At 66.5% G+C, this 20,469-nt stretch carries 23 protein-coding genes, 1 tRNA gene and 2 pseudogenes; 13 read left to right on the top strand and 13 right to left on the bottom strand.

Going from position 1 to position 20,469, the window contains the following annotated elements:
• Positions 1 to 114: 114 nt before the first annotated feature.
• Both glgX and KBY67_RS02705 read left to right on the top strand, forming a co-directional pair.
• Complete coding sequence (glgX, locus tag KBY67_RS02710; protein WP_255108455.1) at positions 115 to 2,196, top strand: glycogen debranching protein GlgX; 2,082 nt, start codon at positions 115 to 117, stop codon at positions 2,194 to 2,196.
• Between the two features lie 333 nt (positions 2,197 to 2,529).
• Positions 2,530 to 2,829, top strand: a complete 300-nt coding sequence (locus tag KBY67_RS02705; RefSeq protein WP_255108453.1) for a hypothetical protein — start codon at positions 2,530 to 2,532, stop codon at positions 2,827 to 2,829.
• Between the two features lie 6 nt (positions 2,830 to 2,835).
• On the opposite strand, the gene KBY67_RS02700 is transcribed toward KBY67_RS02705, so the two are convergent.
• The 6 genes from KBY67_RS02700 to KBY67_RS02675 all read right to left on the bottom strand — a co-directional run bounded on the left by KBY67_RS02700 (position 2,836) and on the right by KBY67_RS02675 (position 8,126).
• The gene (locus tag KBY67_RS02700; RefSeq protein ID WP_255108451.1) at positions 2,836 to 3,048 is read right to left on the bottom strand and encodes a hypothetical protein; all 213 of its coding nucleotides are present in this window, start codon (positions 3,046 to 3,048) and stop codon (positions 2,836 to 2,838) included.
• 60 nt (positions 3,049 to 3,108) lie between these two features.
• Positions 3,109 to 3,738, bottom strand: a complete 630-nt coding sequence (locus KBY67_RS02695) for a hypothetical protein (protein WP_255108449.1) — start codon at positions 3,736 to 3,738, stop codon at positions 3,109 to 3,111.
• 9 nt (positions 3,739 to 3,747) lie between these two features.
• Positions 3,748 to 5,001: an APC family permease gene (locus KBY67_RS02690; protein WP_255108448.1), complete on the bottom strand. Its 1,254-nt coding sequence runs from the start codon at positions 4,999 to 5,001 to the stop codon at positions 3,748 to 3,750.
• A 46-nt stretch (positions 5,002 to 5,047) separates the two neighbouring features.
• On the bottom strand, positions 5,048 to 6,157 hold the full coding sequence (locus tag KBY67_RS02685; RefSeq protein ID WP_255108446.1) for a CARDB domain-containing protein: 1,110 nt from the start codon (positions 6,155 to 6,157) through the stop codon (positions 5,048 to 5,050).
• Positions 6,151 to 6,573, bottom strand: a complete 423-nt coding sequence (locus tag KBY67_RS02680) for a YciI family protein (RefSeq protein WP_255108444.1) — start codon at positions 6,571 to 6,573, stop codon at positions 6,151 to 6,153. The genes KBY67_RS02685 and KBY67_RS02680 overlap by 7 nt, the downstream gene beginning before the upstream one ends.
• Before the next feature lie 626 nt (positions 6,574 to 7,199).
• Complete coding sequence (locus KBY67_RS02675) at positions 7,200 to 8,126, bottom strand: SHOCT domain-containing protein (RefSeq protein ID WP_255108442.1); 927 nt, start codon at positions 8,124 to 8,126, stop codon at positions 7,200 to 7,202.
• 302 nt (positions 8,127 to 8,428) lie between these two features.
• Between KBY67_RS02675 and KBY67_RS02670 the strand changes: the two are divergent.
• Positions 8,429 to 9,136: pseudogene (locus KBY67_RS02670) on the top strand (Photosystem Q(B) protein 1); the annotation flags it as partial.
• A pseudogene (locus KBY67_RS14825) lies at positions 9,133 to 9,717 on the top strand (DUF3365 domain-containing protein); the annotation flags it as partial. The pseudogenes KBY67_RS02670 and KBY67_RS14825, both read left to right, overlap by 4 nt.
• 52 nt (positions 9,718 to 9,769) lie before the next feature.
• Here KBY67_RS14825 and KBY67_RS14820 read toward each other — a convergent pair.
• Positions 9,770 to 9,871 carry a FitA-like ribbon-helix-helix domain-containing protein gene (locus KBY67_RS14820; RefSeq protein WP_399213772.1) on the bottom strand — a complete coding sequence of 34 codons (102 nt, stop codon included), beginning with the start codon at positions 9,869 to 9,871 and terminating at the stop codon, positions 9,770 to 9,772.
• Here KBY67_RS14820 and KBY67_RS02655 point away from each other — a divergent pair.
• From KBY67_RS02655 to KBY67_RS02630, 6 genes are all read left to right on the top strand, one after another.
• Complete coding sequence (locus tag KBY67_RS02655) at positions 9,870 to 10,724, top strand: DUF6629 family protein (protein ID WP_255108435.1); 855 nt, start codon at positions 9,870 to 9,872, stop codon at positions 10,722 to 10,724. The two genes, KBY67_RS14820 and KBY67_RS02655, sit on opposite strands and share 2 nt — an antisense overlap.
• Positions 10,725 to 10,753: 29 nt before the next feature.
• Entirely contained in the window at positions 10,754 to 11,419 is a 666-nt protein-coding gene (gene pdxH, locus KBY67_RS02650; protein WP_255108434.1) for a pyridoxamine 5'-phosphate oxidase, read from the top strand.
• 114 nt (positions 11,420 to 11,533) lie between these two features.
• Positions 11,534 to 11,752: a hypothetical protein gene (locus tag KBY67_RS02645; protein WP_255108432.1), complete on the top strand. Its 219-nt coding sequence runs from the start codon at positions 11,534 to 11,536 to the stop codon at positions 11,750 to 11,752.
• Positions 11,753 to 11,993: 241 nt separating this feature from the next.
• Positions 11,994 to 13,124: an MBL fold metallo-hydrolase gene (locus tag KBY67_RS02640; protein WP_255108430.1), complete on the top strand. Its 1,131-nt coding sequence runs from the start codon at positions 11,994 to 11,996 to the stop codon at positions 13,122 to 13,124.
• Between the two features lie 9 nt (positions 13,125 to 13,133).
• The gene (locus tag KBY67_RS02635) at positions 13,134 to 13,676 is read left to right on the top strand and encodes a rhodanese-like domain-containing protein (RefSeq protein WP_255108428.1); all 543 of its coding nucleotides are present in this window, start codon (positions 13,134 to 13,136) and stop codon (positions 13,674 to 13,676) included.
• 23 nt (positions 13,677 to 13,699) lie between these two features.
• Positions 13,700 to 14,563 carry a sulfite exporter TauE/SafE family protein gene (locus KBY67_RS02630; protein ID WP_255108483.1) on the top strand — a complete coding sequence of 288 codons (864 nt, stop codon included), beginning with the start codon at positions 13,700 to 13,702 and terminating at the stop codon, positions 14,561 to 14,563.
• Here KBY67_RS02630 and KBY67_RS02625 read toward each other — a convergent pair.
• From KBY67_RS02625 to KBY67_RS02610, 4 genes are all read right to left on the bottom strand, one after another.
• A complete protein-coding gene (locus KBY67_RS02625) occupies positions 14,509 to 15,072 on the bottom strand; it encodes an isoprenylcysteine carboxylmethyltransferase family protein (RefSeq protein WP_255108426.1) in 564 nt (187 codons plus the stop codon). The genes KBY67_RS02630 and KBY67_RS02625 overlap by 55 nt on opposite strands.
• 58 nt (positions 15,073 to 15,130) lie before the next feature.
• Positions 15,131 to 15,475: a metalloregulator ArsR/SmtB family transcription factor gene (locus tag KBY67_RS02620; protein ID WP_255108423.1), complete on the bottom strand. Its 345-nt coding sequence runs from the start codon at positions 15,473 to 15,475 to the stop codon at positions 15,131 to 15,133.
• 142 nt (positions 15,476 to 15,617) lie between these two features.
• Positions 15,618 to 15,908 (bottom strand): hypothetical protein, encoded by a 291-nt coding sequence (locus tag KBY67_RS02615; RefSeq protein WP_255108421.1) that lies wholly within the window; start codon positions 15,906 to 15,908, stop codon positions 15,618 to 15,620.
• 27 nt (positions 15,909 to 15,935) lie between these two features.
• Positions 15,936 to 16,151: a Nif11-like leader peptide family natural product precursor gene (locus KBY67_RS02610; RefSeq protein WP_255108419.1), complete on the bottom strand. Its 216-nt coding sequence runs from the start codon at positions 16,149 to 16,151 to the stop codon at positions 15,936 to 15,938.
• Here KBY67_RS02610 and KBY67_RS02605 point away from each other — a divergent pair.
• The 3 genes from KBY67_RS02605 (at position 16,150) to KBY67_RS02595 (ending at position 17,798) form a co-directional block, all read left to right on the top strand.
• Entirely contained in the window at positions 16,150 to 16,422 is a 273-nt protein-coding gene (locus tag KBY67_RS02605; protein WP_255108417.1) for a hypothetical protein, read from the top strand. The two genes, KBY67_RS02610 and KBY67_RS02605, sit on opposite strands and share 2 nt — an antisense overlap.
• Positions 16,423 to 16,529: 107 nt before the next feature.
• Positions 16,530 to 17,051 carry a hypothetical protein gene (locus tag KBY67_RS02600; protein WP_255108415.1) on the top strand — a complete coding sequence of 174 codons (522 nt, stop codon included), beginning with the start codon at positions 16,530 to 16,532 and terminating at the stop codon, positions 17,049 to 17,051.
• Between the two features lie 282 nt (positions 17,052 to 17,333).
• Positions 17,334 to 17,798, top strand: coding sequence for a nuclear transport factor 2 family protein (locus tag KBY67_RS02595; RefSeq protein ID WP_255108413.1), 465 nt, complete (start codon positions 17,334 to 17,336; stop codon positions 17,796 to 17,798).
• Positions 17,799 to 18,218: 420 nt separating this feature from the next.
• Here KBY67_RS02595 and KBY67_RS02590 read toward each other — a convergent pair.
• Positions 18,219 to 18,303: transfer RNA gene (locus KBY67_RS02590), tRNA-Ser, on the bottom strand.
• Between the two features lie 76 nt (positions 18,304 to 18,379).
• The gene (locus tag KBY67_RS02585) at positions 18,380 to 20,449 is read right to left on the bottom strand and encodes a ComEC/Rec2 family competence protein (RefSeq protein WP_255108411.1); all 2,070 of its coding nucleotides are present in this window, start codon (positions 20,447 to 20,449) and stop codon (positions 18,380 to 18,382) included.
• Positions 20,450 to 20,469: the final 20 nt, after the last annotated feature.

Here is a 20,469-nt window from a genome sequence, read left to right as displayed (position 1 = left end):
GTCACTGTCATGGACGAACCCGATCCAGGCCAATGACTGTGTTGCGAATCACCGGCTCGCTCGCCGCTGAGGTCAGAGGATGAAATCCTCACGCACCGGCCGGCGCTTCAGAGCATGGGATCGACAACCATCTGGAACGGCCGCAGTGCTCCCCTCGGCGCCACGGTCGGGGGAGGTGGAGTGAACTTCAGCCTCTATTCCAAATACGCCACCGCCGTCGAGCTGCTGCTGTTCGACCGGGAGGATGGGGCTGAACCATCCCGGGTGGTGCCTCTCGATTCCACTCGGCACCGCACCTACCACTACTGGCATTGCCGGGTCGATGGCATCGGCGCCGGCCAGCTCTATGGCTATCGGGTCTCGGGGCCCCAGCGGCCGGACCTGGGTCTTCGTTTCGATGAGCGCAACCTTCTGCTCGATCCCTATGGGCTGGCGGTCGTCACCCCCGCCGGTTACCGGCGCGCCCAGGGCCGCTCCAGCGCCGATGGTCATGCCACCGCCATGAAGAACGTGGTGGCCGACCCCACCCTCTACGACTGGGAGGGGGACCGGCCACTGCAGCGCTCCCATGCCGAGACGGTGATCTATGAACTGCATGTGAGGGGCTTCACCCGTCACCCCAGCTCCGGTGTGGCCCCGGAGCGGGCCGGCACTTATGCCGGTCTGGTGGAGAAGATCCCCTACCTGCTGGATCTGGGCATCACGGCGGTGGAACTGCTGCCGGTGTTTCAGTTCGATCCCCTTGATGCGCCCGAAGGGCTCAGCAACTACTGGGGCTATTCACCCGTTTCACTGCTGGCTCCCCACAGCGGCTACTGCTCCCGCCGGGATCCGCTGGCACCCCTGGACGAATTCCGCGACATGGTGAAGGCCCTGCACCGTGCCGGCATCGAGGTGATTCTCGACGTGGTGTACAACCACACTGCCGAAGGGGATGAGCGCGGGCCCAGCTTCTGCTTTCGGGGCCTGGCCAACGAGGCCTACTACCACCTGGAGGCCGACCGCAGCCGCTACGCCAACTTCAGCGGCTGCGGCAACACGCTCAACGCCAATCACCCGGTGGTTCGCCGGTTGATCCGCCACAGCCTGCGCCACTGGGTGCAGTGCATGCATGTGGATGGGTTCCGCTTCGATCTGGCTTCGGTGCTCTCCCGCGATGAAACGGGCCAGCCGCTGCGGCTGCCGCCGGTGCTGTTCGACATCGAGACCGATCCGGTGCTCGCCGGCACCAAGCTGATCGCCGAGGCCTGGGATGCGGCGGGCCTTTATCAGGTGGGCAGCTTCATCGGCGACAGCTGGCAGGAATGGAATGGCCAGTTCCGCGATGATCTGCGCCGCTTCCTCAAGGGGGATCCGGGCCAGGTGCCCAAGGCGGCCCTGCGGCTGCTGGGCAGCCCCGACCTCTACGGCCACGAGGAGCGGGAAGCGGAGCAGAGCGTCAACTTCATCACCTGCCACGACGGCTTCACCCTGGCCGATCTGGTGGCGTACAACGACAAGCACAACGAGGTGAACGGCGAGGGGAATCGCGACGGCGCGTCTGACAACTCCAGCTGGAACTGCGGTGCTGAGGGCCCCACCAGCGACCCCGCCGTTCAGGCGCTGCGCCAGCGCCAGATCCGCAACGTTCTGGCGATGCTGCTGCTGGCGATCGGGTCCCCGATGCTGGCGATGGGTGATGAGGTGTGCCGGAGCCAGTCGGGCAACAACAACGCCTACTGCCAGGACAACCCGCTCAGCTGGTTCGACTGGTCGCTGCTGGAGCGTCACGCTGACGTCCATCGCTTCGTGAAACTGCTGATCACCGCCAGGATGCAGCGGGTGGTGGTGATCGATCAGCGGCGGATGAGCCTTAACGACCTGCTGCGCGAGAGCCGGATCGACTGGCATGGGGTGGCGGTGGGCCAACCCGACTGGAGTGAGTCGTCACGGTCCCTGGCCGTGACGATCCGCAGCATTGGCAACCGCTTCTCGGTACACCTGATGGTGAATGCGTTCTGGGAAGCTCTGTGCTTCGAGCTGCCTCCCGCCGCTGGCAGCACCACTCCCTGGCGGTGCTGGATCAACACGGCCCGATCCAGCCCTGACGACATTCACGACTGGGCCTCGGCGCCTGTCCTGACGGCGACCCATCAACGGGTCGAACCGCGCTCGCTGGTGGCGGTCTTCGCCCTCCTGGATCAGACGAAACCGTGATGTGTCGTCATTCGGATCGTTCACCCAATCAAAACCATGATGGGTTTCAGTGAAAGGTTCAGGGTGGCACGATCAACCTCTATGACATTCAGGACCAACCGATCACCGTTCTGGCCCAGGGCTCATCGAAGGGGGATCCCGTGTTCGTCACTCCGGAAGGTCAGCTCAGCCTCTCGAGCCTGCGGCCCATAGCGGCCACCCCCGACCGTCCCGGCGGAACGGCAGTGTCCGGGCCTTCACCGGAAATGGCTATGACGCCATCGGCATGGACCACTTCGCCCTTTCCAGCGACAGCCTGGCGGTGGCGGCGAGCGCGACCTGTTCGGCATCGGCGTGACGACGATCAGCCAGTTCCAGAGTCTGTTCAGCCAGAACCAACGCTCACTCATTCAGAGCCTGATGTGCCACTTCGCGGTGGATTTTTACACCATCGCCCTGGAGCAACCCCTTGAGGCGAAGCGCCAGTTCGCCAGCGAGTGGGCCGATCTGCAGATCCTCGAAGCCGACGGACTGGTGCGCCTGGCGGCCAACAGCCTGGAGGTGACGGACGTGGGCCGCTGGTTGATCCGCACGATCGCGACGGTGTTCGACCCCAGCCAGCGCCGCCAGTCCAGCGGGTCGCGACTGATCTGAGCGCGATCAGTCAGGCAACTGTTTGGTCTCAACCAACACAAGATAATCGTCAAGACTGCCAGGTGCCTGCTCTTCGAACCACTCCCACTTTTCGGCAGCGGTGAGATCCTTCAAGGGAATTTCCTCAACGATGACCTCATCAAGAGCGGATCGCCAGTCTTGCAGATCTGACTCGAATTCGAACTCAATCGAGCAAGAAATTTTGTGAGTATATTTCACGAAGCAACAAAGCTATGGATGGACTGATTAACTGTAGTTAAATTATGGCACCACGTCAACTCATAGATAGAAACCCACCGTGGTCACAACACGTGTTCCCCCCCGGCGCAGGGCATTGCGCAGGAAGTAGGTGGACTGGTTGTGCAGCAGGTTCTGCCAGCGGTGCCGGGTCACGAACACCGGCAGCACCACGGTGCAGAAGTGGTCCCCATCCCTGCAGTGATCGACTTCGAACTGGTGAATGAAGTCTTTGACGGGATCGATCAACGAGCGATAGGGCGAAGGCAGGATCACCAGCTCCACCTCCGGGAGCTGGCGCTGCCATTGCTCCCCAAAAGCCTCGGCCCGTCCGTCGCCTAGATCGACGTGCACCGCCACCAGCTTGTCGGCGATGGTGCGGGCATAGCGCAGGGCCTCGAAGCTGCCCCGGTGCAGGTGTCCCACCAGCACCACCACGGGCGAGCCGCCCTCGTGCAGCGGTTTGGGTAAGCGAAGCTTCACCTCGGATGTCAACCGCAACCGACGTGCCACCAGGCGGTAGTGGCTCTTGATGGTGAGCAGGAAGGCCACCAGCAGGGGCACCGCCACCACGATCACCCAGGCACCATGGCTGAATTTGCTGAAGAGCAACACCGCGCAAACCACCGCCGTGACCAGACAACCCAGGGCATTGATCAGGGCCTTGCCCAACCAACCCGCCTACTGCTGCTTCCACCAGTGCACCACCATGCCCGCCTGGGAAAGGGTGAAGCTGGTGAACACCCCCACGGCGTAGAGAGGGATCAGGCGGGTCACGCTGCCGTCGAACAGCACCAGCAGCACCGTGGCGAATCCGCTCAGCAGGGCGATGCCATTGCTGAACACCAACCGGTCGCCAAGGGAGGCGAGCTGACGGGGCATGTAACCGTCCTGGGCCAGGAACGCCGCCAGGCGGGGAAAATCCGCATAGGCGGTGTTGGCCGCCAGCAGCAGGATCAAGAGGGTGCTGAGCTGCAGCACCGAGAGCAGCAGGCCGTTCGCGAAGATGCGCTCCCCCAGCTGATACAGCAGCGTGGGGCCGTTCTCCACATACACCAGGCCCATTTGGCTGGCAAGCACGCTGATGCCACTGAACATCACTGCCAGCACGATCACCATCCCGGTGAGTACCCGGCGGGCATTGCGCCACTCCACGGGCCGGAACACCATCACGCTGTCGCTGATGGCCTCGATGCCCGTGAGGGCCGCGCAACCGGAGCTGAAGGCACGCATCAGCAGCACCGGACCAAGAGCCGCCAACTCCCCGCCCTGAGCCTCTGCCAGCTGGCGGGCCTGGGCAGCGGCGTCGAGCGGTGGCAGCAGACCAAGCCTGAGCTTCACCAGGCCCATCACCACCAGCGTGACCACGGTGCCCATGAACAGGAAGGTGGGCAGGCTGAGCAGGCCCGCGCTGGAGCGCACGCCGCGCAGATTCACCAGCATCAACACCCCAACCGCCAGCAGGCAGAGGGGAATCCGCTCGGTGGCCAGGGCCGGCATGTACGAGGTGATGGCGGCGATGCCAGCCGCCACGCTCACCGACACGGTGAGCACATAGTCGATCGCCAGGGAGGCCCCAGCGACGAGGCCCGGCACCACCCCCAGGTTGTCGTGGGACACTCGGTAGGAGCCGCCCCCATGGGGATAGGCCTTGATCGTCTGGCGGTAGCTGATCGCCACCACCAGCATCAGCGCCACGATCAGCCCGGTGATCGGCACGGTGGCACCGAGGGCGGCTGCACCGGCCAGGCTGAGCACCAGCACGATCTCCTGGGTGGCGTAGGCCACCGAGGAGAGGGCATCGGAGCTAAGGATCGCCAGGGCTTCGCCGTTGCTGAGTCGCTCCTCGGCATGGGCGCTGGTGGGCAGGGGCTCACCAATCAACCAGCGGCGCAGGCCTGAACGGCCCGTGCTGCCCGCGGAGCCAGGGGTCACAGATGGAGAGGCCATTGGATGGCATCAACTTAGGCAGCGCTTCCGCTCAGACCACCACCTGCAACCGGGCCCGGTTGTTCTCCCGCAGGGCCTGGGGCTCGAGCACCTGGTGCTGCGGATCCGCCAGCACCAGCAGTTCATGGGCTCCGGGCGCCAGTTCGAGCGCCAGGGTGAAGGATTCCTCGGCGCCGGCGGCCAGCCAGGGCAGGCGCAGGTAATGGTGGTCGGAATAGCGGTCGTCGATCACCACCGCCACGCCCACATCGCTCACATCGAGCGAGCCACGGTTCGTGATGGTGAACCGCAGCACGCCAGCGCCGTAGCTCGCCCGCTCCACCGCCAGATCTGACCCGAGGCTACACAACTCCATGAAGGGGTAGAGGGCCAAAGTGTCGAGCCGCAAGAGCCGGGTGCCCGCATGCTCATGGTGCAGGTGGCCGCCGTGGCGCAGGTCGCTGCTACAGCCGTGCAGGTGCAGATGGGCATCCACCGCCGGCACGGTGACGCGTCCGCTCTCGGGCCGGGTGTCCCAGAAGCCGCAGCAATCCCACTCCAGGCTCCGGCCGAGGTAGTGGATCGGATCGGCCGGATCGCCGGGATCCTGCGCTGCCAGGCGGTAGTGCTGAAGGTTGGAGTAGAGGCTCGCGGCCGCGTCTGGATCCACGGTGTCCGTGTTGCGGCGTCGCTGGCCCATGCAGAGCTTGGACGCCACCGTGATCACCAGGCAGCTCCACGTGGCCCGAAGCCGGACCCCCACGATCGGCGCTGGCTCCATCCGGTCAGCCGCAATCGAGCCGGCGATCGCCTGCCCCACCAGCTCCTGCAGCGGCACCCCGGCACTGGGGCCCAGGCCGGCGAGATCCACCGGCTGGCGAAGGGCACTGGCATCGCCGCTGAAGCACACATAGGGAAAGTGGGAGGCCCCGTCTCCGGGGCGCAGCCGCCGGATGCCGCCATCGAGGGCCTGGCATTTATAGATGTGGGTGCGGGCGGCACCGGGCTGATGCAGGAAGGTGAGCTCGCCGTTGTCGAGGCTGGTGGTGGTGCCAAGACCGAGCACATCGCCCTCGAGGGGAATCCGCTCTAGGGGCAGATGCTCGTTCACATCTCCCTGGATCAGGTCGCTGACGGTGTTGGCGATCGAGAGCCTCACCATGGGACAGGAGGCTGTGATGGGCTGGGAGTCTGAGACGGAGCAACCTCCTGCATCACACCAGCCACCACCCGCCACTCGTGCATAACCCAGCTGACGCAACCGGAGCGGACCAGGGGATCGCTCAGGACGATCGCCTCGGCCTCCTGCCAGTCGCGGGCCTGGAACAGCAACATGCCACCGGCACCGTCGCCGTTCATGCCCTTGCGCTCGCGCCAGTAGCCGCTGCTGGCCTGGTGGCCGCGCCGCTGCAGATCAGCCACCCAATCAAGGTGGTCGCGCAGGTGGGCATCGAAATGGGCACGGTCCACCTGACCCTGCTCCAGCTTCACGAACCAGGGCAAGGCGAGCCCCCGAAGCAACGGACCCAACCTAGACCTGAAGGCCGCAGCCAGGCCCTGATCGGCAGCGAGCGCCATGGGGGCCAAAAAGGGGGGTAGAAATCCCACTAGGGAAATCCACGCTTCACCCGCTGGAGATGTTACATTTTGTAAGACGTTCCGAGGGGCGGGCTGTGGTAGGCCCTCCTCTTTTTTTTGGCTCACGGCTGGTCTCTCAGGGCGGGGACCACGTCTCCCCCAAGGGTCAGCCCGATGCTCTCTCCATCCGCCAGGGGCAACTCCAGCCGCAATGGAGCCACCGCGCTGGGCCTGGGATCAAGGCCGGCGACATCGAACTGGGCCGACCCAGCTAGCTGGCACCGGCACCTCACCGGCCGCATCCCCAGAGTGCACCTGCTGTGGCCGGGGCCGGGAAGCCCGGAGATCGAAGCGCAATGCAAGCTCTAATGGATAAGTTCTTACAACGAGAGCGTCATAAAGGGATTAAAGCGCAATCTGCACTGAGGAAATGCCCTAGAGCAGATCCCGGGTCCATCCGCAGCAGTGCCATTGCCTTGCTCCGCAACCTCGCACGCTAAGCAGGATCAGACAATGAGCGAACCCGTCTCAAAACAAAGATTGCTGGGCACGATGTCAACGCAGAACATGGCTGCAGAGAAGCCGATCATCCAGATCCCCTGGGATAACGATGTGGGCCAGTGGTCCTAAAGGCGGCTCAGCAGCTCGGCTTTTTTAGCGGCAAATTCCTCTTCTGTGAGGATGCCCTTCTGCATGAGGTCACCGAGACGCTCGAGGGTGGCGAAGACATCGGTGGCAGCAACGGCCGGTTCAGCTCTGGCCGGAGCAGCAGGGGGTTGCTCTGCACTGGCCGGAGCCACCGGAGTGGCGGCAGCTGGCGCTGGAGCGGCGTTTACCGATGGCAGGTGGGTGAGGCTGATGCTGCCGGCGCCGGTGCTGAACGTCAGCCCGCCGCCTGAAGACTGCTGCTGAGAGGAGAATCCGGCGATCTGGTGGCCGCTGGTGTCGTAAAGGCTGACCTTGCCGTTGACATTCACCGCCAGACGACCGGCGGCCGGGAAATAGGCGTAGCGCACCTCATTCTGGGAACCGCTGGAGCTGGGGCTGCCGAGTTCCGCGGGCCACCAGTTGTCCTGGGGATCAGGGGTGAACAGGGCCCCTGATCCGAAGTTCATCGGTGCCATCGACGTCATTGGCGCCATCGGTGTCATCGGCGCCATGCCGACGGAGCTCTGCATCTGCTGGCCGCCACCACTGGACTGCTGGAGACCGCCGCCGCCGACGTGCATCTGCTGCCCGCCGCCGCTCTGGCTCTGCGACTGAAAGCTGCCGCGGGGAAAGAGATTGGGCTGGCTGGAGATTGCCACGGCGAGCCCCTGGCAGAGCCCATCAACGCGGGCCTTGAGTCCCTGGTTGAACATGTCGCCGAGCATCATCATGCCGCCGTTCATCCACTGGCCGGAGCCGGCGAATTCCGGATGGTTGAACTGAGCCATGCCGCCACGTCCTTTGAGCATGGCGAAGGTCATGTGCAGCACGGCGTCCTGACTGAAGCCATACCGCTGGGCTAGGTCGTTGACGACCTCAAGCCCTTCGGCCGTGAGTTGTTCCATTGCTGATGTCCTGGCTGAGCCGATGCCGGTGCGAAGCCGGACTGAAAAACTGGAGCGATCTATCAAGCTACCACTATCTCCTGGCTAGAGCTGCAGGGATGCATCAACGGCTGGCGGGATTGGACGAGCCGCACGGGCCTCATGAGCCCACACGCCTAAGCCGCTTCAACGTTAATGCTGTAAAAGGATGAAGGGAAAGCATCGGACCAACGGGCCCGGCCGTCATCGCCCCATCCCTGTCCAGTCGTTGTGATCCCAGGCCCACCTCCACCCTCAGCCGCAGGCGCGGCCAGCCCTGGGAGTCCTTCATGGGACGTGAGTGGGAGCTCAGCACCCGGCTGGGGATGCGCCCCCAGATCACCGTGGCTTGCTCCGCTCCTGTGGCGGCCGCCACCGCTGTGCTGCTGATCTATGCCATCGGCCAGGGCTCCTTCTCCGATGCCATGCCGCTCGGGATTTCGGGTACCTTCAACTTCATGCTGGTGCTGCAGGCTGAGCACAACGTGCTGATGCGCCGCTTCCACATGCTCGGTGTGACGGATGTGTTTGGCGGAGCCCTGTTCGCCGCCATGCATGGTTCTCTGGTCACCAGTTCACTGGTGCGGACGACCACCGAAACCGAAAGCCAGAACCGTGGCTACAAGTTCGGCCAGGAGGAAGAGACCTACAACATCGTGGCCGCCCACCGTTACTTCGGTCGCCTGACCTTCCAGTACGCCTCCTTCAACAACAGCCGCAGCCTGCACTTCTTCCTGGCCGCCTGGCCGGTGGTGGGCCTCTGGTTCGCGGCCCTGGCGGTGGCCAGCTTCTCCTTCAACCTCAACGCCCTCAACTTCAACCAGTCGATCATCGATGGCCAAGGCCGCGTGATCAACACCTGGGCTGATGTGCTCAACCGCGGTGGTCTGGGCATCGAGGCGATGCACGAGCGCAATGTGCACAACGTCCCCCTTGTTCTGCATCGACGCTTCCTTCCCACCAGCACACCGACAGCGCGGAGATCACCATGAAGTCAGGCCCCACTCCCCTTTCAGATTGTTGCGGCCCCGCGGCGGGCCCTGATCCGTCTGCTCAGACGGCTGCTCACGATCGCCGCCGCCACTGCGGCGATCGTGATGCTCGGTGCTCTGTGCTACTCAGCGCCGCAGCCCAAACGGCCCTGGCCGAGCAGAGCGCACAAGCCGGCCTCGCCAGGGCCGTGATCGAGATGGAGGCCCTTGATCAGAAGCGGGTGTCGCTGGCCTCCACGCTCGAGGACCGAAGCGAGGATCCCACCATGGAAACGATGAAGGAGGTCTGCAAGCCGGTGGCGATGCGGGCGAGAGCCATCGGCAAGGAGAACGGCTGGCAGGTGCGCCAGATGGCCAGCAAGTACCGCAACCCCAACCACGCTCCCGCTGGACCTCAGGAGAAGCAGGTGATCGATCTGCTGGAGCTCCATCCCGAGATCACCGGCCTGTGGGAGCCGGCTGGCGCCGGGCAGAGCGCCGGCGTGAACGATTAGCGCCGCATCAACGTGGAACCCAGCTGTCTGGCCTGCCACGGCACCAAGGCCAACCGTCCGGCCTTCGTGATGGAGAACTACCCAGACGACAAGGTCTTCGACTTCAAGGTGGGCGATCTGCGCGGCATGGACGCCGTGTTCATCCCCGAACTGGAGCAGGCGCTGGCGGTGGCAGCGCCGCCTGAAGCCGCAGTCGGGCCTTGGTGGCGTCATCGAGGTTTCGGATCGTGAGACTAGCCATGGCCCCAACCCTGCTGGCAGTGCGATCGATGACAGCAGCGCTAGCGGCTGATCCATCGGTTTCACCCCGGCTGCTCCAGCCAACCCCCTGCTCCAGCCAAGCTGGTGCCGAACCCAACGCTGCCGGAGACGGCCTCACGTCGATGTGCTTCTCCAGCAGTGCCAGCTTCGTGGTGGCGGCCGCTCTGTTGCCCCTGGGAATCGGCGCCGTGCGCTATAGCCAGGCTCAGCAGCGCAGCGACCTGCTGCCCCTGGCCCTCTCGCCGTTGTTCTTCTCGACGCAACAGGCCCTGGAGGGTGTGGTCTGGCTTGGCCTGGCCCCCGGCGGCTCCGGCTGGCTGGTGCACCCTGCCGCGCTCAGTTATCTGTTCTTCGCCTATGCCTTCTGGCTGGCCTGGTTTCCCTGGTGCGTGTTGCGTCTGAACCGGCAGGCGCCGCCTGGTCTGCGGCGACGCCTCCTGCAGATCTTGCTGGTGCTGGGCCTGCTCGTGGGCGCAGGGCTCTGGTTGCCGCTGCTGCTGGATGGTTCCGTGCTCCAACCCGCCGTGGTAAACGGATCGCTCAACTACACCACCAGCTTGCTGGCGAATGGTTGGATCAACCTGGGTGTCGGCAGCACGGTGTATGGGCTGCTCATCACCGCGCCTTTGCTGCTCAGTGGCTCGGGGAGGCTGCGCTGGTTCGGCGGATGCATTCTCGGCGCCTTCCTGATCACCCACCTGGCCTACGGCTACGCCTTCACCTCGGTGTGGTGTTTGTTCAGTGCGCTGTTGTCGGGTTCTCTGTACTGGATCCTCAGGGAACCGGAACCCCTGGTGCCTTGGATGCCTGACGGCGCCCCGTTACCCATCTAACGCGCGACCAGCCTCTGCGATGAGCTGCCATGAGCGAGTCCCCCGCCCCCACCAATCCCGCCCAGCTGCGCCGCAACTACCGCCTTGCCGCCCTGCGGCGGACCGATTTGGCGGCCGATCCGGTGGCGCAGTTCCGCCGCTGGTTCGATCAGGCCGTGGCGGCGGAGCTGAGCGAGCCCAACGCCATGGTGCTGGGCACCAGCGATGGCTCCCGCCCCAGCGCCCGCACTGTGCTGCTCAAGGCCTTCGACGCGAGGGGCTTCGTGTTCTTCACCCACTACGAGAGCCGCAAGGCCAGCGAGATCGCCGCCCATCCCCAGGTGAGCCTGCTGTTTCCCTGGTATGGGCTCGAGCGGCAGGTGGCGATCCTGGGCCGTGCCGAGCGCATCAGCGCCGCCGAATCGCTCGCCTACTTCCTCTCGCGCCCGATCGGCAGCCGGCTGGGGGCCTGGGTGTCGCAGCAGAGCGCCGTGATCGGCTCCCGCTCGATCCTGGAGGCCCAGTGGCAGGCGATGCAGCGCCGCTTCGCCGGCGGTGAGGTGCCGCTGCCGCCGGCCTGGGGTGGCCTGCGGGTGGTGCCCTTCGAATTCGAGTTCTGGCAGGGCCGCGAGAACCGTCTGCACGATCGCTTCCGCTATCGGCCCAGCGCTGATGGCGAGGCAGGCCTCTGGAGCCTCGAGCGGCTGGCGCCCTGACCTCCTGGCCCTGCAGGACGGGATCTCCAGGATCGCTCCCGATTCGCCAGTGGATCTCCTGGCCAGGCTTGAGTCGATGCCGCCGTCGCGAACCTCATCCCTTGCCGAGGCGCCATGCCAGTCGCGCTGAACGGAATCATGGGACGGTTTCCCAACAATCACCCCAGCCTCTCGAGCGGCTATCGATCAGCGATGGGAGTGATGGCCCTTCAGGTTCAGGGTTTTGATCGGGTCAAGGGGTTTCCGCCTGGCTTCGCGGCCTGGAAAGCGGCCGGAGCAGCGGTGGATCGGCAGACGCGGCACGTCAATCCAGCGCCATCCGCTCAGGTCTGATCGCTGCGACGCTGCACGGATCCCATGGCGTGGAGCTCCATCACCTGCTCGGGCCTGAGGTTGAAATCCAGGACACCTTTGCTGCTGGGGACCGCCACCGGAGGCCCGCTGCGGGATCGCAGCCCGTCTGCTCGACAACCCGCCTGCTCGGCAACCCGATTGAAGTGCGCGTTCTGTCCTGAAATCTGCGCCTGACCATACTTATGCGGCTATGCTCATAGTAGTTGTCGATCAAGGCCCCATGGCCGTCGCTCCCGCCAGTTCCTTCTCCCTCGCTGCCGCTGCCGGCGGCAACACCCTGCTCTTCCGCCAGCTCTTCGATGCCGACACCGGCACCTTCACCTACCTGATCGCCGAGGTGACCAGCGGCCAGGCCCTGCTGGTCGATTCGGTCTTCGAGCAGCACGACCGTGATCTCGCCCTGGTCCAGGAGCTGGGCCTCCAACTGGTGGCCTGCCTCGACACCCACGCCCACGCCGACCACGTGACGGGCAGCTGGCTGATGCACGCCGCCACCGGCAGCTCGATCGCCCTGGCCGCCGGCGTCGGCGCCGAGAACGTGACCCTGCCCCTGCGGCAAGGCGATCGGGTGGCCTTCGGCGGCCGTGCGCTGGAGGTGCGCGCCACCCCCGGCCACACCAACGGCTGCCTCACCTTCGTGCTCGACGACCACAGCCTGGCCTTCACCGGTGATGCCCTGCTGGTGCGGGGCTGCGGCCGCTGCGATTTCCAGCAGGGCAATGCCCACACCCTGTTCCGCTCGATCACCGGGCAGATCCTCTCGCTGCCCGAGTCCTGCCTACTTTACCCCGGCCACGACTACACCGGCCGCAGCGTCACCTCCGTGACCGAGGAGAAGGCCTACAACGCCCGCCTCGGCGGAGAGGCCGATGAGCGCGACTTCGTCGGCTACATGGAGAACCTGGAGCTGCCCCATCCGCGGCGGCTTGCGGAAGCCCTGCCCGCCAATCTGCGCAGCGGCCGCCCCCTGACCAGCACTCCCGATCCCGATGACTGGGCTCCGATCCAGCGCAGCTATGCCGGCCTGCCCCAGCTGGGACCCCGATGGGTGCAGGAGCACCACAACGTCCTCTGCCTCGTGGACGTGCGCTCGGCCGAGGAATTCAACGGCCCCGATGGTCGGATCTCAGGCAGTTTGTTGATTCCGTTGCCGGAGCTGGAGCGGCGTCTGGGCGAGATCCCAGCCGAGCGCCCGGTGGTGGTGCTCTGCCATTCCGGCAGCCGCTCGGCCCTGGCCACCCAGGAGCTGATCAAGGCCGGCCGACCACAGGTGGCCAACCTGCGCGGTGGCCTGCGTGCCTGGCAGCGAGAAGGCCTTCCCCTGGAGCACAACAGTCCCAACCCTTCCTGAGCCATCACCATGACCTCCCCGACCTCAGCTCAGCTCAGCCCCTTTCGGTTGAGCCCCCTCGACCTCAGCCGCCAGCACGGCGAACACAGGCTCACGGTGATCGACGTGCGCGAGCCGATGGAATACGTAGGCGGCCACATTCCCGGCAGCCACAACATCCCCCTCTCCCGCCTCGCCAGCAGCACCCTTCCCGAGGGGCCGCTGGTGCTGGTCTGCCAGGGCGGCAACCGCAGCGAGAAGGGCCTCACCAGCCTGTTGCGCGCGGGCCATCCCTATCCCCTCTCCAGCCTCGATGGCGGCATGGGCGCCTGGCAGCAGGCAGGCCTGCCGATGGAGCGCCGCCCAGGCGCCCCCCTGCCGCTGATGCGCCAGGTGCAAATCGCCGCCGGCGGCCTGGTGCTGCTCGGGGTGATCCTCAGCCAGACCGTGGCCCCGGGCTGGATCTGGCTGGCGGGCTTCGTGGGGGCTGGCCTGACCTTTGCCGGCATCAGCGGCTTCTGCGGCATGGCCCGCCTGCTGGCGGCCATGCCCTGGAACCGGGTGCGGGCGTGATTCTCGGCATCGGCATCAGCACGATGCTGCTGCTGCTCAGCGGCGGACTGCTGATCGGCGTTCTGCTCGCCGTGCTGGGGGCCGGTGGCTCGATCCTGCTGCTGCCCCTGCTGGTGAGCGGAGCCGGCCTGCCCACTCGGGAGGCCGTTCCGCTCTCGCTCCTGGTGGTGACCCTGCTGGCCCTGGGCAATGTGGGGCCCTACATCCGCCGCGGCCAGGTGGCTCTGCGGCCGGCGCTGATCCTGGGGGTGCCGGCCCTGGCAGGTGCCTGGATCGGCGGCAGCCTGGTGAAGGCCGAGCTGATCCCCGAGGTGGTTGAACTGGGGGTGTTCTCCGTAGCGGCCCTGGTGGCCTCCTGGCTGCTAACGCGGCCGCCCAGGTCGGCCCAGGGCTGCGAAAGACCTGACAACCAGAGGCCGGGCGGATCACCCCAGGCCCTCGCGGCCCAGGGGGTACTGGTGGGTCTGCTCACCGGCATTGCCGGCGTGGGCGGCGGCTTTGCGATCGTGCCCGCCCTGGTGCTGCTGGCCGGTCTGCCGATGCACCTGGCCAGCGGCACCAGCCTGCTTTTGATCAGCACCAACAGCCTGGTGGCCCTGCTGGCGCTGGGCCACTGGCCCTCCGCCAGCCTGGCTCTGATGCTGCCCCTGCTGGCCGGCGGCGCCGTGGGTGCCGTGCTGGGCCAGCGACTGGCCCCCCACCTCAGTGAGCGCAGACTGCGGCTCGGCTTCGCCGGCCTGTTGATCGGCTCGGCCCTGCTCACCGGCTTCGAGGCCCTGCGGCGCCAGACCCATGGGCCGTTGGGGCACAGCTCAACCATCCACCGCTCAGCTCAGCCCACTGACGGGGCGGTGGGGCCGGTGCGCCAGTCGAGCCAGGGCAGGTGAGGCACGATCGCCGGGGTTGCGGTTCGGTAGGCGGTGTAATCCCCATGGACGGCGCAGAGGCCCGCCTCCTCTCGGCGAGCCTTGCTGCCCAGCACCAGGGCCAGGGCCAGCAACAGAGCCAGGTGCAGCAGGCTTCCCCGCGCCAGCGTCACGCCCAGGGAGCAGACCAGCAGTGACTGGTAAAGGGGATGGCGGCAACGGCCATAGGCCCCGGCCATCACCAGAGGCGCGCCGGGCATGGGCTCAGGCAGGGGGCTGAGGCTGTCACCCAGGTTGAGCGCTCCCTGGCCGGCCAGCAGCAGACCGGCGATGAACAGGACCAGACCCAGCACCCGCAACAAGGCCGGCCAGTTGAGGCCGAGGGAGGCAGGGCTGGGGTACGCCGGCAGCAGATGGGCCGTGATCAGTGCCATCTGGGCCATCACCCACCATTCGCCGTGGCGGTTGTCGAGCAAACCGCCCCAGCTGAACCCCCAGGCCTGGAGGCGTTGCGGCAGTGACCTCTCCATTGGTCCGGTGCTGAGGATGGAATCAGTCTGGCCACGGAAGGCGCAGGAGAACGTCGGATCAGGCCGCTTGCAGCTGCAGAAGCTGGGCCTCGAGCCGCTGCCGGAGCCGTCCCTGCACCAGGACGCAGAGCTCTTCCACCAGCTCGTCATCAGCTGAGTAGATCAGCCGGGAGCCCTCGCGTTCGCAGCTCACCAGGCCCGCCCGCTGCAACTGTCCCAACTGGCGGCTGATGTGCGACTGACTGAATCCGGTGGCCTGGATCAGGCTGGAGACATCCAGCGGCTCGGAGCGCAGCAGACAGAGCAGCTGCAGACGTGCCGGCTCGCTCAGGAGCCGGAAGAACCGGCTGATTTCCTCCATCAGCTCCGGACTGGGCCTGGCTCCATCCACAAAGGCGGCCATAACGGCAGGGGGACAATCCACTGATTATGCCGCATCACGCATGACATGGGTGCGCCCATGGCCTGCCGCCCCACCAGCTGGGCGTTGGAGCCTAGGGGCACCTAGCAGGAGGCAAACGCAGCCGACCCCCTGAGACCAGGCCTCAACGACCGCAACAGCCCGACAGATTCATCTGGGACTGGACCGCGCAGACCAGCGTGGCCACCGCTCCCGCCTCAAAGCCCACGACCTGCTCCCGGCGCGTTGACTCCGGAAGGGCATGCAGGCGTTCGCAAATATGGGCCAGAGCCGCGAGCACGGAATCCTCCTGCTGGAGCACATCGTGAGCACACCAATCGGCAAGGCGATCAGCGGCGCTTCCGACATACACCGGGCAGTCCACCGCGACCTCTTCACTATCTGAAGACAACAGTCGTGGGGATGAGCTGGCCATGGAACTGCAGCGACGGGACACGGCTCATCAACCACGCCAGGTTGGCAGGCCATGGCGACCGCGATTGCGCCAGAGAGCCTCTGCGCTCACGTTCAGACCGTGCTCGCGGGCCAAGCTGGCGGCTGCATGGGTGGAGCCGGTGCGCTTCAGGGCCCGGGCGAAGGCCGGATCACGACTGGCCAACTCCTGCAGGGCGTGGAGCGCTTCCATCGCCTCATGCACCTGACCTGATGCGGCCACCATGTCGACGGCCGGTAGGGAAGCCATAGGGATCGCATTCGTCATGGTGGCCTCTGGTGGGAGATGGATTCATGCTAATCACAAAAAGGCGTACTCAGACCAGCATTCATGCTTATTTTTGGAGCAGATCATCTCAACCCAGCCAGAATCAAAACCAGCTCAGGAGCCAAGGCATGACTTCGCTGTTCCAGGCAAGATTGTCAGTAAAACGAATGTCATGTTCTATGTTCAAATGTTAATCGAAGCGGCTTTGATCATCCCGCTGATCGGGTGATTCTTGACCTCGGGCGCCCGGCGCCTGCCAAGCCCCGGAGTCACGCCCCCTCTGGCAGCAGCTCCCGGAGTGGAGCAAGCTGGGATTCACTGGATCAGGCCTCAGCGATGACCCGTGAACGCGACCCCTTCCGCATTCCCCGCGCTGGCTGGGAAGCCGCTCCCCTGGCGGGGCTGGCCTCGATCGACCTCAACCAGAACGGCGGGGCCTTCAGCGGCAGGGAGTTCTTCTCCGAATCCACCGTGGGCGGAATCGTCTGCTACGCCGCCTACCAGGCGTTGCTCACGGCCCTACGCACCGAAGCCCTGCGCAAGCGGGGCGAACTCGACCGGCTCACCCAGCTGCGCCTGGTGCTGAGCACCAGCCTGGAATCGGCCAAGGCCGGTGTGGCCGTTGGAGCTGTGCTCTCGGTGGTGCTGCTGGTGTTCCCCTGGCTCACGGTCCCTCTTTCGCTGATGGGGGTGGTGGGCACCGCCAAGGCTTCCCTCGATCTCTTCCACGCCTTCTGGGATGGCCTCGACGACGAGCAGAAACTGCAGGTCTCGGTGGCGGCCCACGAGGCCGGCGTCAACCTCAGCGGCTTCTTTCGCAACGACGGCGAGGGCCTGGGCAGCTCCGCCGTGGGCTGAGGGGGGCTCCCGGGGAAGGAACGGAAGACTGCGTCCAGGGCTGCCGAAAGCAGGATTGTTGACCCTGCTGCTGATTTCAGGTCTGCTCCAGCTGCTTTTAGGAACCCAGCCTGCTGGTGCAACCGAACCGACGATCCCGCCTTCGGCGATGTCGCCAAGCCCCACCTGGAGGTTCTCGCTCGCGAAGCGGTGGCCTTCGGTGATTGGCGCCGCTCTCCAGTGCTGCATGCGGCTGCGATAGCCCAGCAGGCCTGCCGTCTGATCGAGTAAACCCAGATCGTCGTGCTCAAGGCAGAACCGCTGCTCGGCCGGGACTGCCACAATGGAGCAAGGGCGCCGAAAGGCCTAAGGACATACGAGATGGCCACCAACAAAGACATCATCGAAAACGCCTACGCGAGCTTCGCAGCGGGCGACGTACCCGCCGCCCTCGCCGTTATGGCTGAGGGCATTCAGTGGGCCGAGGCCGACAGATTTCCACTGGCTGGCACGTACATCGGTCCACAGGCCGTGCTCGAAGGGGTCTTCATGCGACTCGGAGAGATTGGCGATGACTTCGCCGTGGTGCCAGAGCAGTTCGTCGCCGCCGATGACACCGTCGTGGCGCTCGGGATCTACAGGTGGAAGCACAAGATCTCCGGAGCGCCGGCGGTTGTGAAGATGGCCCACGTGTGGACGTTGAAGGATGGCCAAGCCGTGGCCTTCCAGCAGCACGTCGACACCCTCAGGGTTCGCGAGCTCAGCTGATCAATCGCGCCCCGGGAGCGAAGCGATGCGTGAGCGGCTCACATAACAAAACCCGGTGCCTCGTCACCGGGTTTTGAAGGATTCGGGTTGATGGGGCGGAGTGGCTGACGCTGGCACCTGGGGCCAGGGTTCCAGTGGCAATAGGGCTTTATGCCTGTTTCAACCCCCTTGGCCAAAGCCAGGATCAGGAGTTCGGATGGGCGCCGTTCAGGCCCTGAAGCGATCCGGCCTCAACGTTCCACCATCAAGGTCAGGGTGGCGACCTTGCTGGTCTTCAGCGCCCTCACGGTGAGCAGGCCAGCGGTACTGGGCTTCCAGCCGTTCGAGCTCGATCGGGAGCGGAAAGCGAGTTTGCCTGCGGATCCAGGTGCCTCAGGCAAATTCGCTGATCAGCCGGAAATCCTCGTTTTGGGCAAGAAGCGGAGAGGGTGGGATTCGAACCCACGGAAGGTTTCCCTTCAAACGATTTCGAGTCGTTCGCTTTCGACCACTCAGCCACCTCTCCAGGACCAACCTCCCGTGTCCGCAGACACCGGTGGATGAGCCGGGACCCACTCTACGGATTCATCTGCACGGGGTCATCAGCCGGCGGCTCCCTGCAGCGAGCCATTCGCCCCGCTGGCGCTCCAACCCTGGGGCAACCCGGGGGCTGCGCCGCTGAGCCACACCCGCCGCGGGGCGGCCGCACTGAGCTGCTGCTGTTGGCGCCGGCTGGGGCGGAAGCCCAGCCACACCCCCGCCACCGGTTCGCCGCCGGCTGGGCCTTGGTGGCTCCAGGCCTCAAGCGACTGGGGGTCGGGCAGCAGCCACCAGCGATGGCGGCCGATGCCGAGGGCCAGGGCCTGGCTGTCGCCGCTGAGGGGAGCGAGGCTGAGACCGGGGCTCTCCAGGCGTTGTCCTGGCTGCAGGCTGCTGGAGCCAGCGCTGCTGGAGACCAGCAGGGAGGTCTGAGCGCTCCAGCAGGCTGGATCATCCGAGGCGACAGGGTCGAGCAGGGTGATCCAGTCGTAGCGGGCCAGACCCAGGCCACTGGCGAGCTTGCGGGCATCGGCACAGCTGGGGCCATCGGCGCGGCCACTGACCAGGGCGCCACGCCCCCTGTGACGAGCCAGCAGCAGATCCCCGCTCCAGCGGTGCACCAGTAGCAGCGCATCGCCGCCGAGCAGGGCCAGGTGCAGTGCCAGCACCAGCGCCAGCCCCGCCGCCCCCAGCCGCCGCGGCCAGGCCCCCGCGCCCGGCAACAGCCAGGGAAGCAGGGAGAGGCCGAAGAGCAGCACCAGCAGAGGGACGGGCCGCCCCAGCTGCCACTGGGCCATCGGCAGGGCCGCGAAGCCACGGGTGATCGCCACCAACAAGCCGCACAGCGGCAGCAGCGGCCAGGCCAGCAGCGGTAGCAGGGGCGGCAGCAGCACCGCCACCAGGGCCATCGCCATGGCACCCAGCGTGAGCGGAGTGAGCAAGGGCGCCACCACCAGGTTGGCGGGCACCGCATAAAGGGGCACGATGCCGAAGTGATGCACCTGCAGCGGCAGGGTCCAGAGCGAGGCGGCCACGGGCACCGCCAGCCCGGCCGCCGCCCAGGCCGGCAGGCGCTCGGCCAGGGCCGTCTCCAGGGGGCGGGCGGTGAGGATCAGCCCGGCGGTGGCCGCCACCGACAGCTGGAAGCCCACGTCCTGCAGCCACCAGGGCTGCACCAGCAGCATCAGCAACACGCTCAGCAGCAGCACCCCCAGGGGACGACTCCGTCCGCCGCTCTCCAGCACCACGAAGGCCACCCCGCCCATCAGCACCGCCCGCACCACCGAGGGCTGGGGGCCCGCCAGCAGCAGGAACAGCAGCATCGCCCCCACGGCCAGGGCGCAGCGGGGCGGCCGCGGCAGCCTCCGGCCCAAGGCCATCACCGCCCCGAGCAGCACCGAGAGGTGGAAGCCGGAGGCGGCGAGGGCGTGGGAGAGCCCGGCGGCCCGGAAGCTGGCGCCCACATCCGCCGGCAGGGGCACCACGGCGCTGCCGAGCACGAGGGCCGCCAGCACGCCACCCCGGCGCTCCCCGCCCTGCTCGATCAGTGCGGCGGCCATGCGTCGGCGCAGGTCGGCGATGGGGGTGGCTGGGCGCGCCAGCACCTTCAGATCCGTGCTGGCCCCCAGGCGCAGCTGGCTCCAGATGCCATGGCGGGCCAGGCGCTCCGCCGGACCACTCAGCAGCGGATGAGGGCCTGTGGCCGGTAGCCGCAGGGTGCCGCCGGCCTCCACCAGCCAGCCCTGGCGCAGGGGCAAGCAGGGCTCCAGCAGCAGCTCCGTGCGGCCACCCGCCATGCGCAAGGGCACCGAGCAGCCCCCCGAATCGCCGCGTTGGCGGGGATCGCTGCTGAGCTCACCACGCAGCACCAGCTCACGGCCGCCCTGGCCCTGCAGCAGCTGCATCGGATCGTTCGGGCCAGGCTGGGGCTGGCGCCAGAGCGCCCAGAGCAGCAGCGACGGGGCGATCAGCACGAGCGCCAGCGCCGGCAGCGGCCGTGCCCCCAGCCGCCGTGCCCGCCACCAGCCTGCGGCGCCCAGCAGCAGCAGGAGAGCCAACCGGGGCGCGGCGGCCAGGGGCACGGTGCCCAGGGCCAGCCCCGCCAGGGCCAGCGACACCACCAGAAAGGGCATGGGACCAACACCAGCCCCGC

The sequence above is a fragment of the Synechococcus sp. RedBA-s genome (assembly GCF_024345495.1).
In the GTDB taxonomy this organism is placed as follows: domain Bacteria; phylum Cyanobacteriota; class Cyanobacteriia; order PCC-6307; family Cyanobiaceae; genus Regnicoccus_A.
The sequence above is the reverse complement of the archived record's forward strand: the minus strand, read 5'-3'. Positions and strand labels throughout refer to the sequence as shown.

Bases quoted from the DNA above. Each gene is read 5' to 3' on its own strand.
- KBY67_RS02655 (WP_255108435.1), top strand. From the start codon at position 9,870: ATGGCCCCAACCCTGCTGGCAGTGCGATCGATGACAGCAGCGCTAGCG.
- pdxH (WP_255108434.1), top strand. From the start codon at position 10,754: ATGAGCGAGTCCCCCGCCCCCACCAATCCCGCCCAGCTGCGCCGCAAC.
- KBY67_RS02685 (WP_255108446.1), bottom strand. From the start codon at position 6,157: ATGGTGAGGCTCTCGATCGCCAACACCGTCAGCGACCTGATCCAGGGA.
- KBY67_RS02615 (WP_255108421.1), bottom strand. From the start codon at position 15,908: ATGGCCAGCTCATCCCCACGACTGTTGTCTTCAGATAGTGAAGAGGTC.
- KBY67_RS02600 (WP_255108415.1), top strand. From the start codon at position 16,530: ATGACCCGTGAACGCGACCCCTTCCGCATTCCCCGCGCTGGCTGGGAA.
- KBY67_RS02680 (WP_255108444.1), bottom strand. From the start codon at position 6,573: ATGGCGCTCGCTGCCGATCAGGGCCTGGCTGCGGCCTTCAGGTCTAGG.
- KBY67_RS02630 (WP_255108483.1), top strand. From the start codon at position 13,700: ATGCTGCTGCTGCTCAGCGGCGGACTGCTGATCGGCGTTCTGCTCGCC.
- KBY67_RS02605 (WP_255108417.1), top strand. From the start codon at position 16,150: ATGTCGACGGCCGGTAGGGAAGCCATAGGGATCGCATTCGTCATGGTG.
- glgX (WP_255108455.1), top strand. From the start codon at position 115: ATGGGATCGACAACCATCTGGAACGGCCGCAGTGCTCCCCTCGGCGCC.
- KBY67_RS02625 (WP_255108426.1), bottom strand. From the start codon at position 15,072: ATGGAGAGGTCACTGCCGCAACGCCTCCAGGCCTGGGGGTTCAGCTGG.
- KBY67_RS02635 (WP_255108428.1), top strand. From the start codon at position 13,134: ATGACCTCCCCGACCTCAGCTCAGCTCAGCCCCTTTCGGTTGAGCCCC.
- KBY67_RS14820 (WP_399213772.1), bottom strand. From the start codon at position 9,871: ATGGCTAGTCTCACGATCCGAAACCTCGATGACGCCACCAAGGCCCGA.
- KBY67_RS02585 (WP_255108411.1), bottom strand. From the start codon at position 20,449: ATGCCCTTTCTGGTGGTGTCGCTGGCCCTGGCGGGGCTGGCCCTGGGC.
- KBY67_RS02675 (WP_255108442.1), bottom strand. From the start codon at position 8,126: ATGGAACAACTCACGGCCGAAGGGCTTGAGGTCGTCAACGACCTAGCC.
- KBY67_RS02645 (WP_255108432.1), top strand. From the start codon at position 11,534: ATGCCAGTCGCGCTGAACGGAATCATGGGACGGTTTCCCAACAATCAC.
- KBY67_RS02620 (WP_255108423.1), bottom strand. From the start codon at position 15,475: ATGGCCGCCTTTGTGGATGGAGCCAGGCCCAGTCCGGAGCTGATGGAG.
- KBY67_RS02640 (WP_255108430.1), top strand. From the start codon at position 11,994: ATGGCCGTCGCTCCCGCCAGTTCCTTCTCCCTCGCTGCCGCTGCCGGC.
- KBY67_RS02610 (WP_255108419.1), bottom strand. From the start codon at position 16,151: ATGGTGGCCGCATCAGGTCAGGTGCATGAGGCGATGGAAGCGCTCCAC.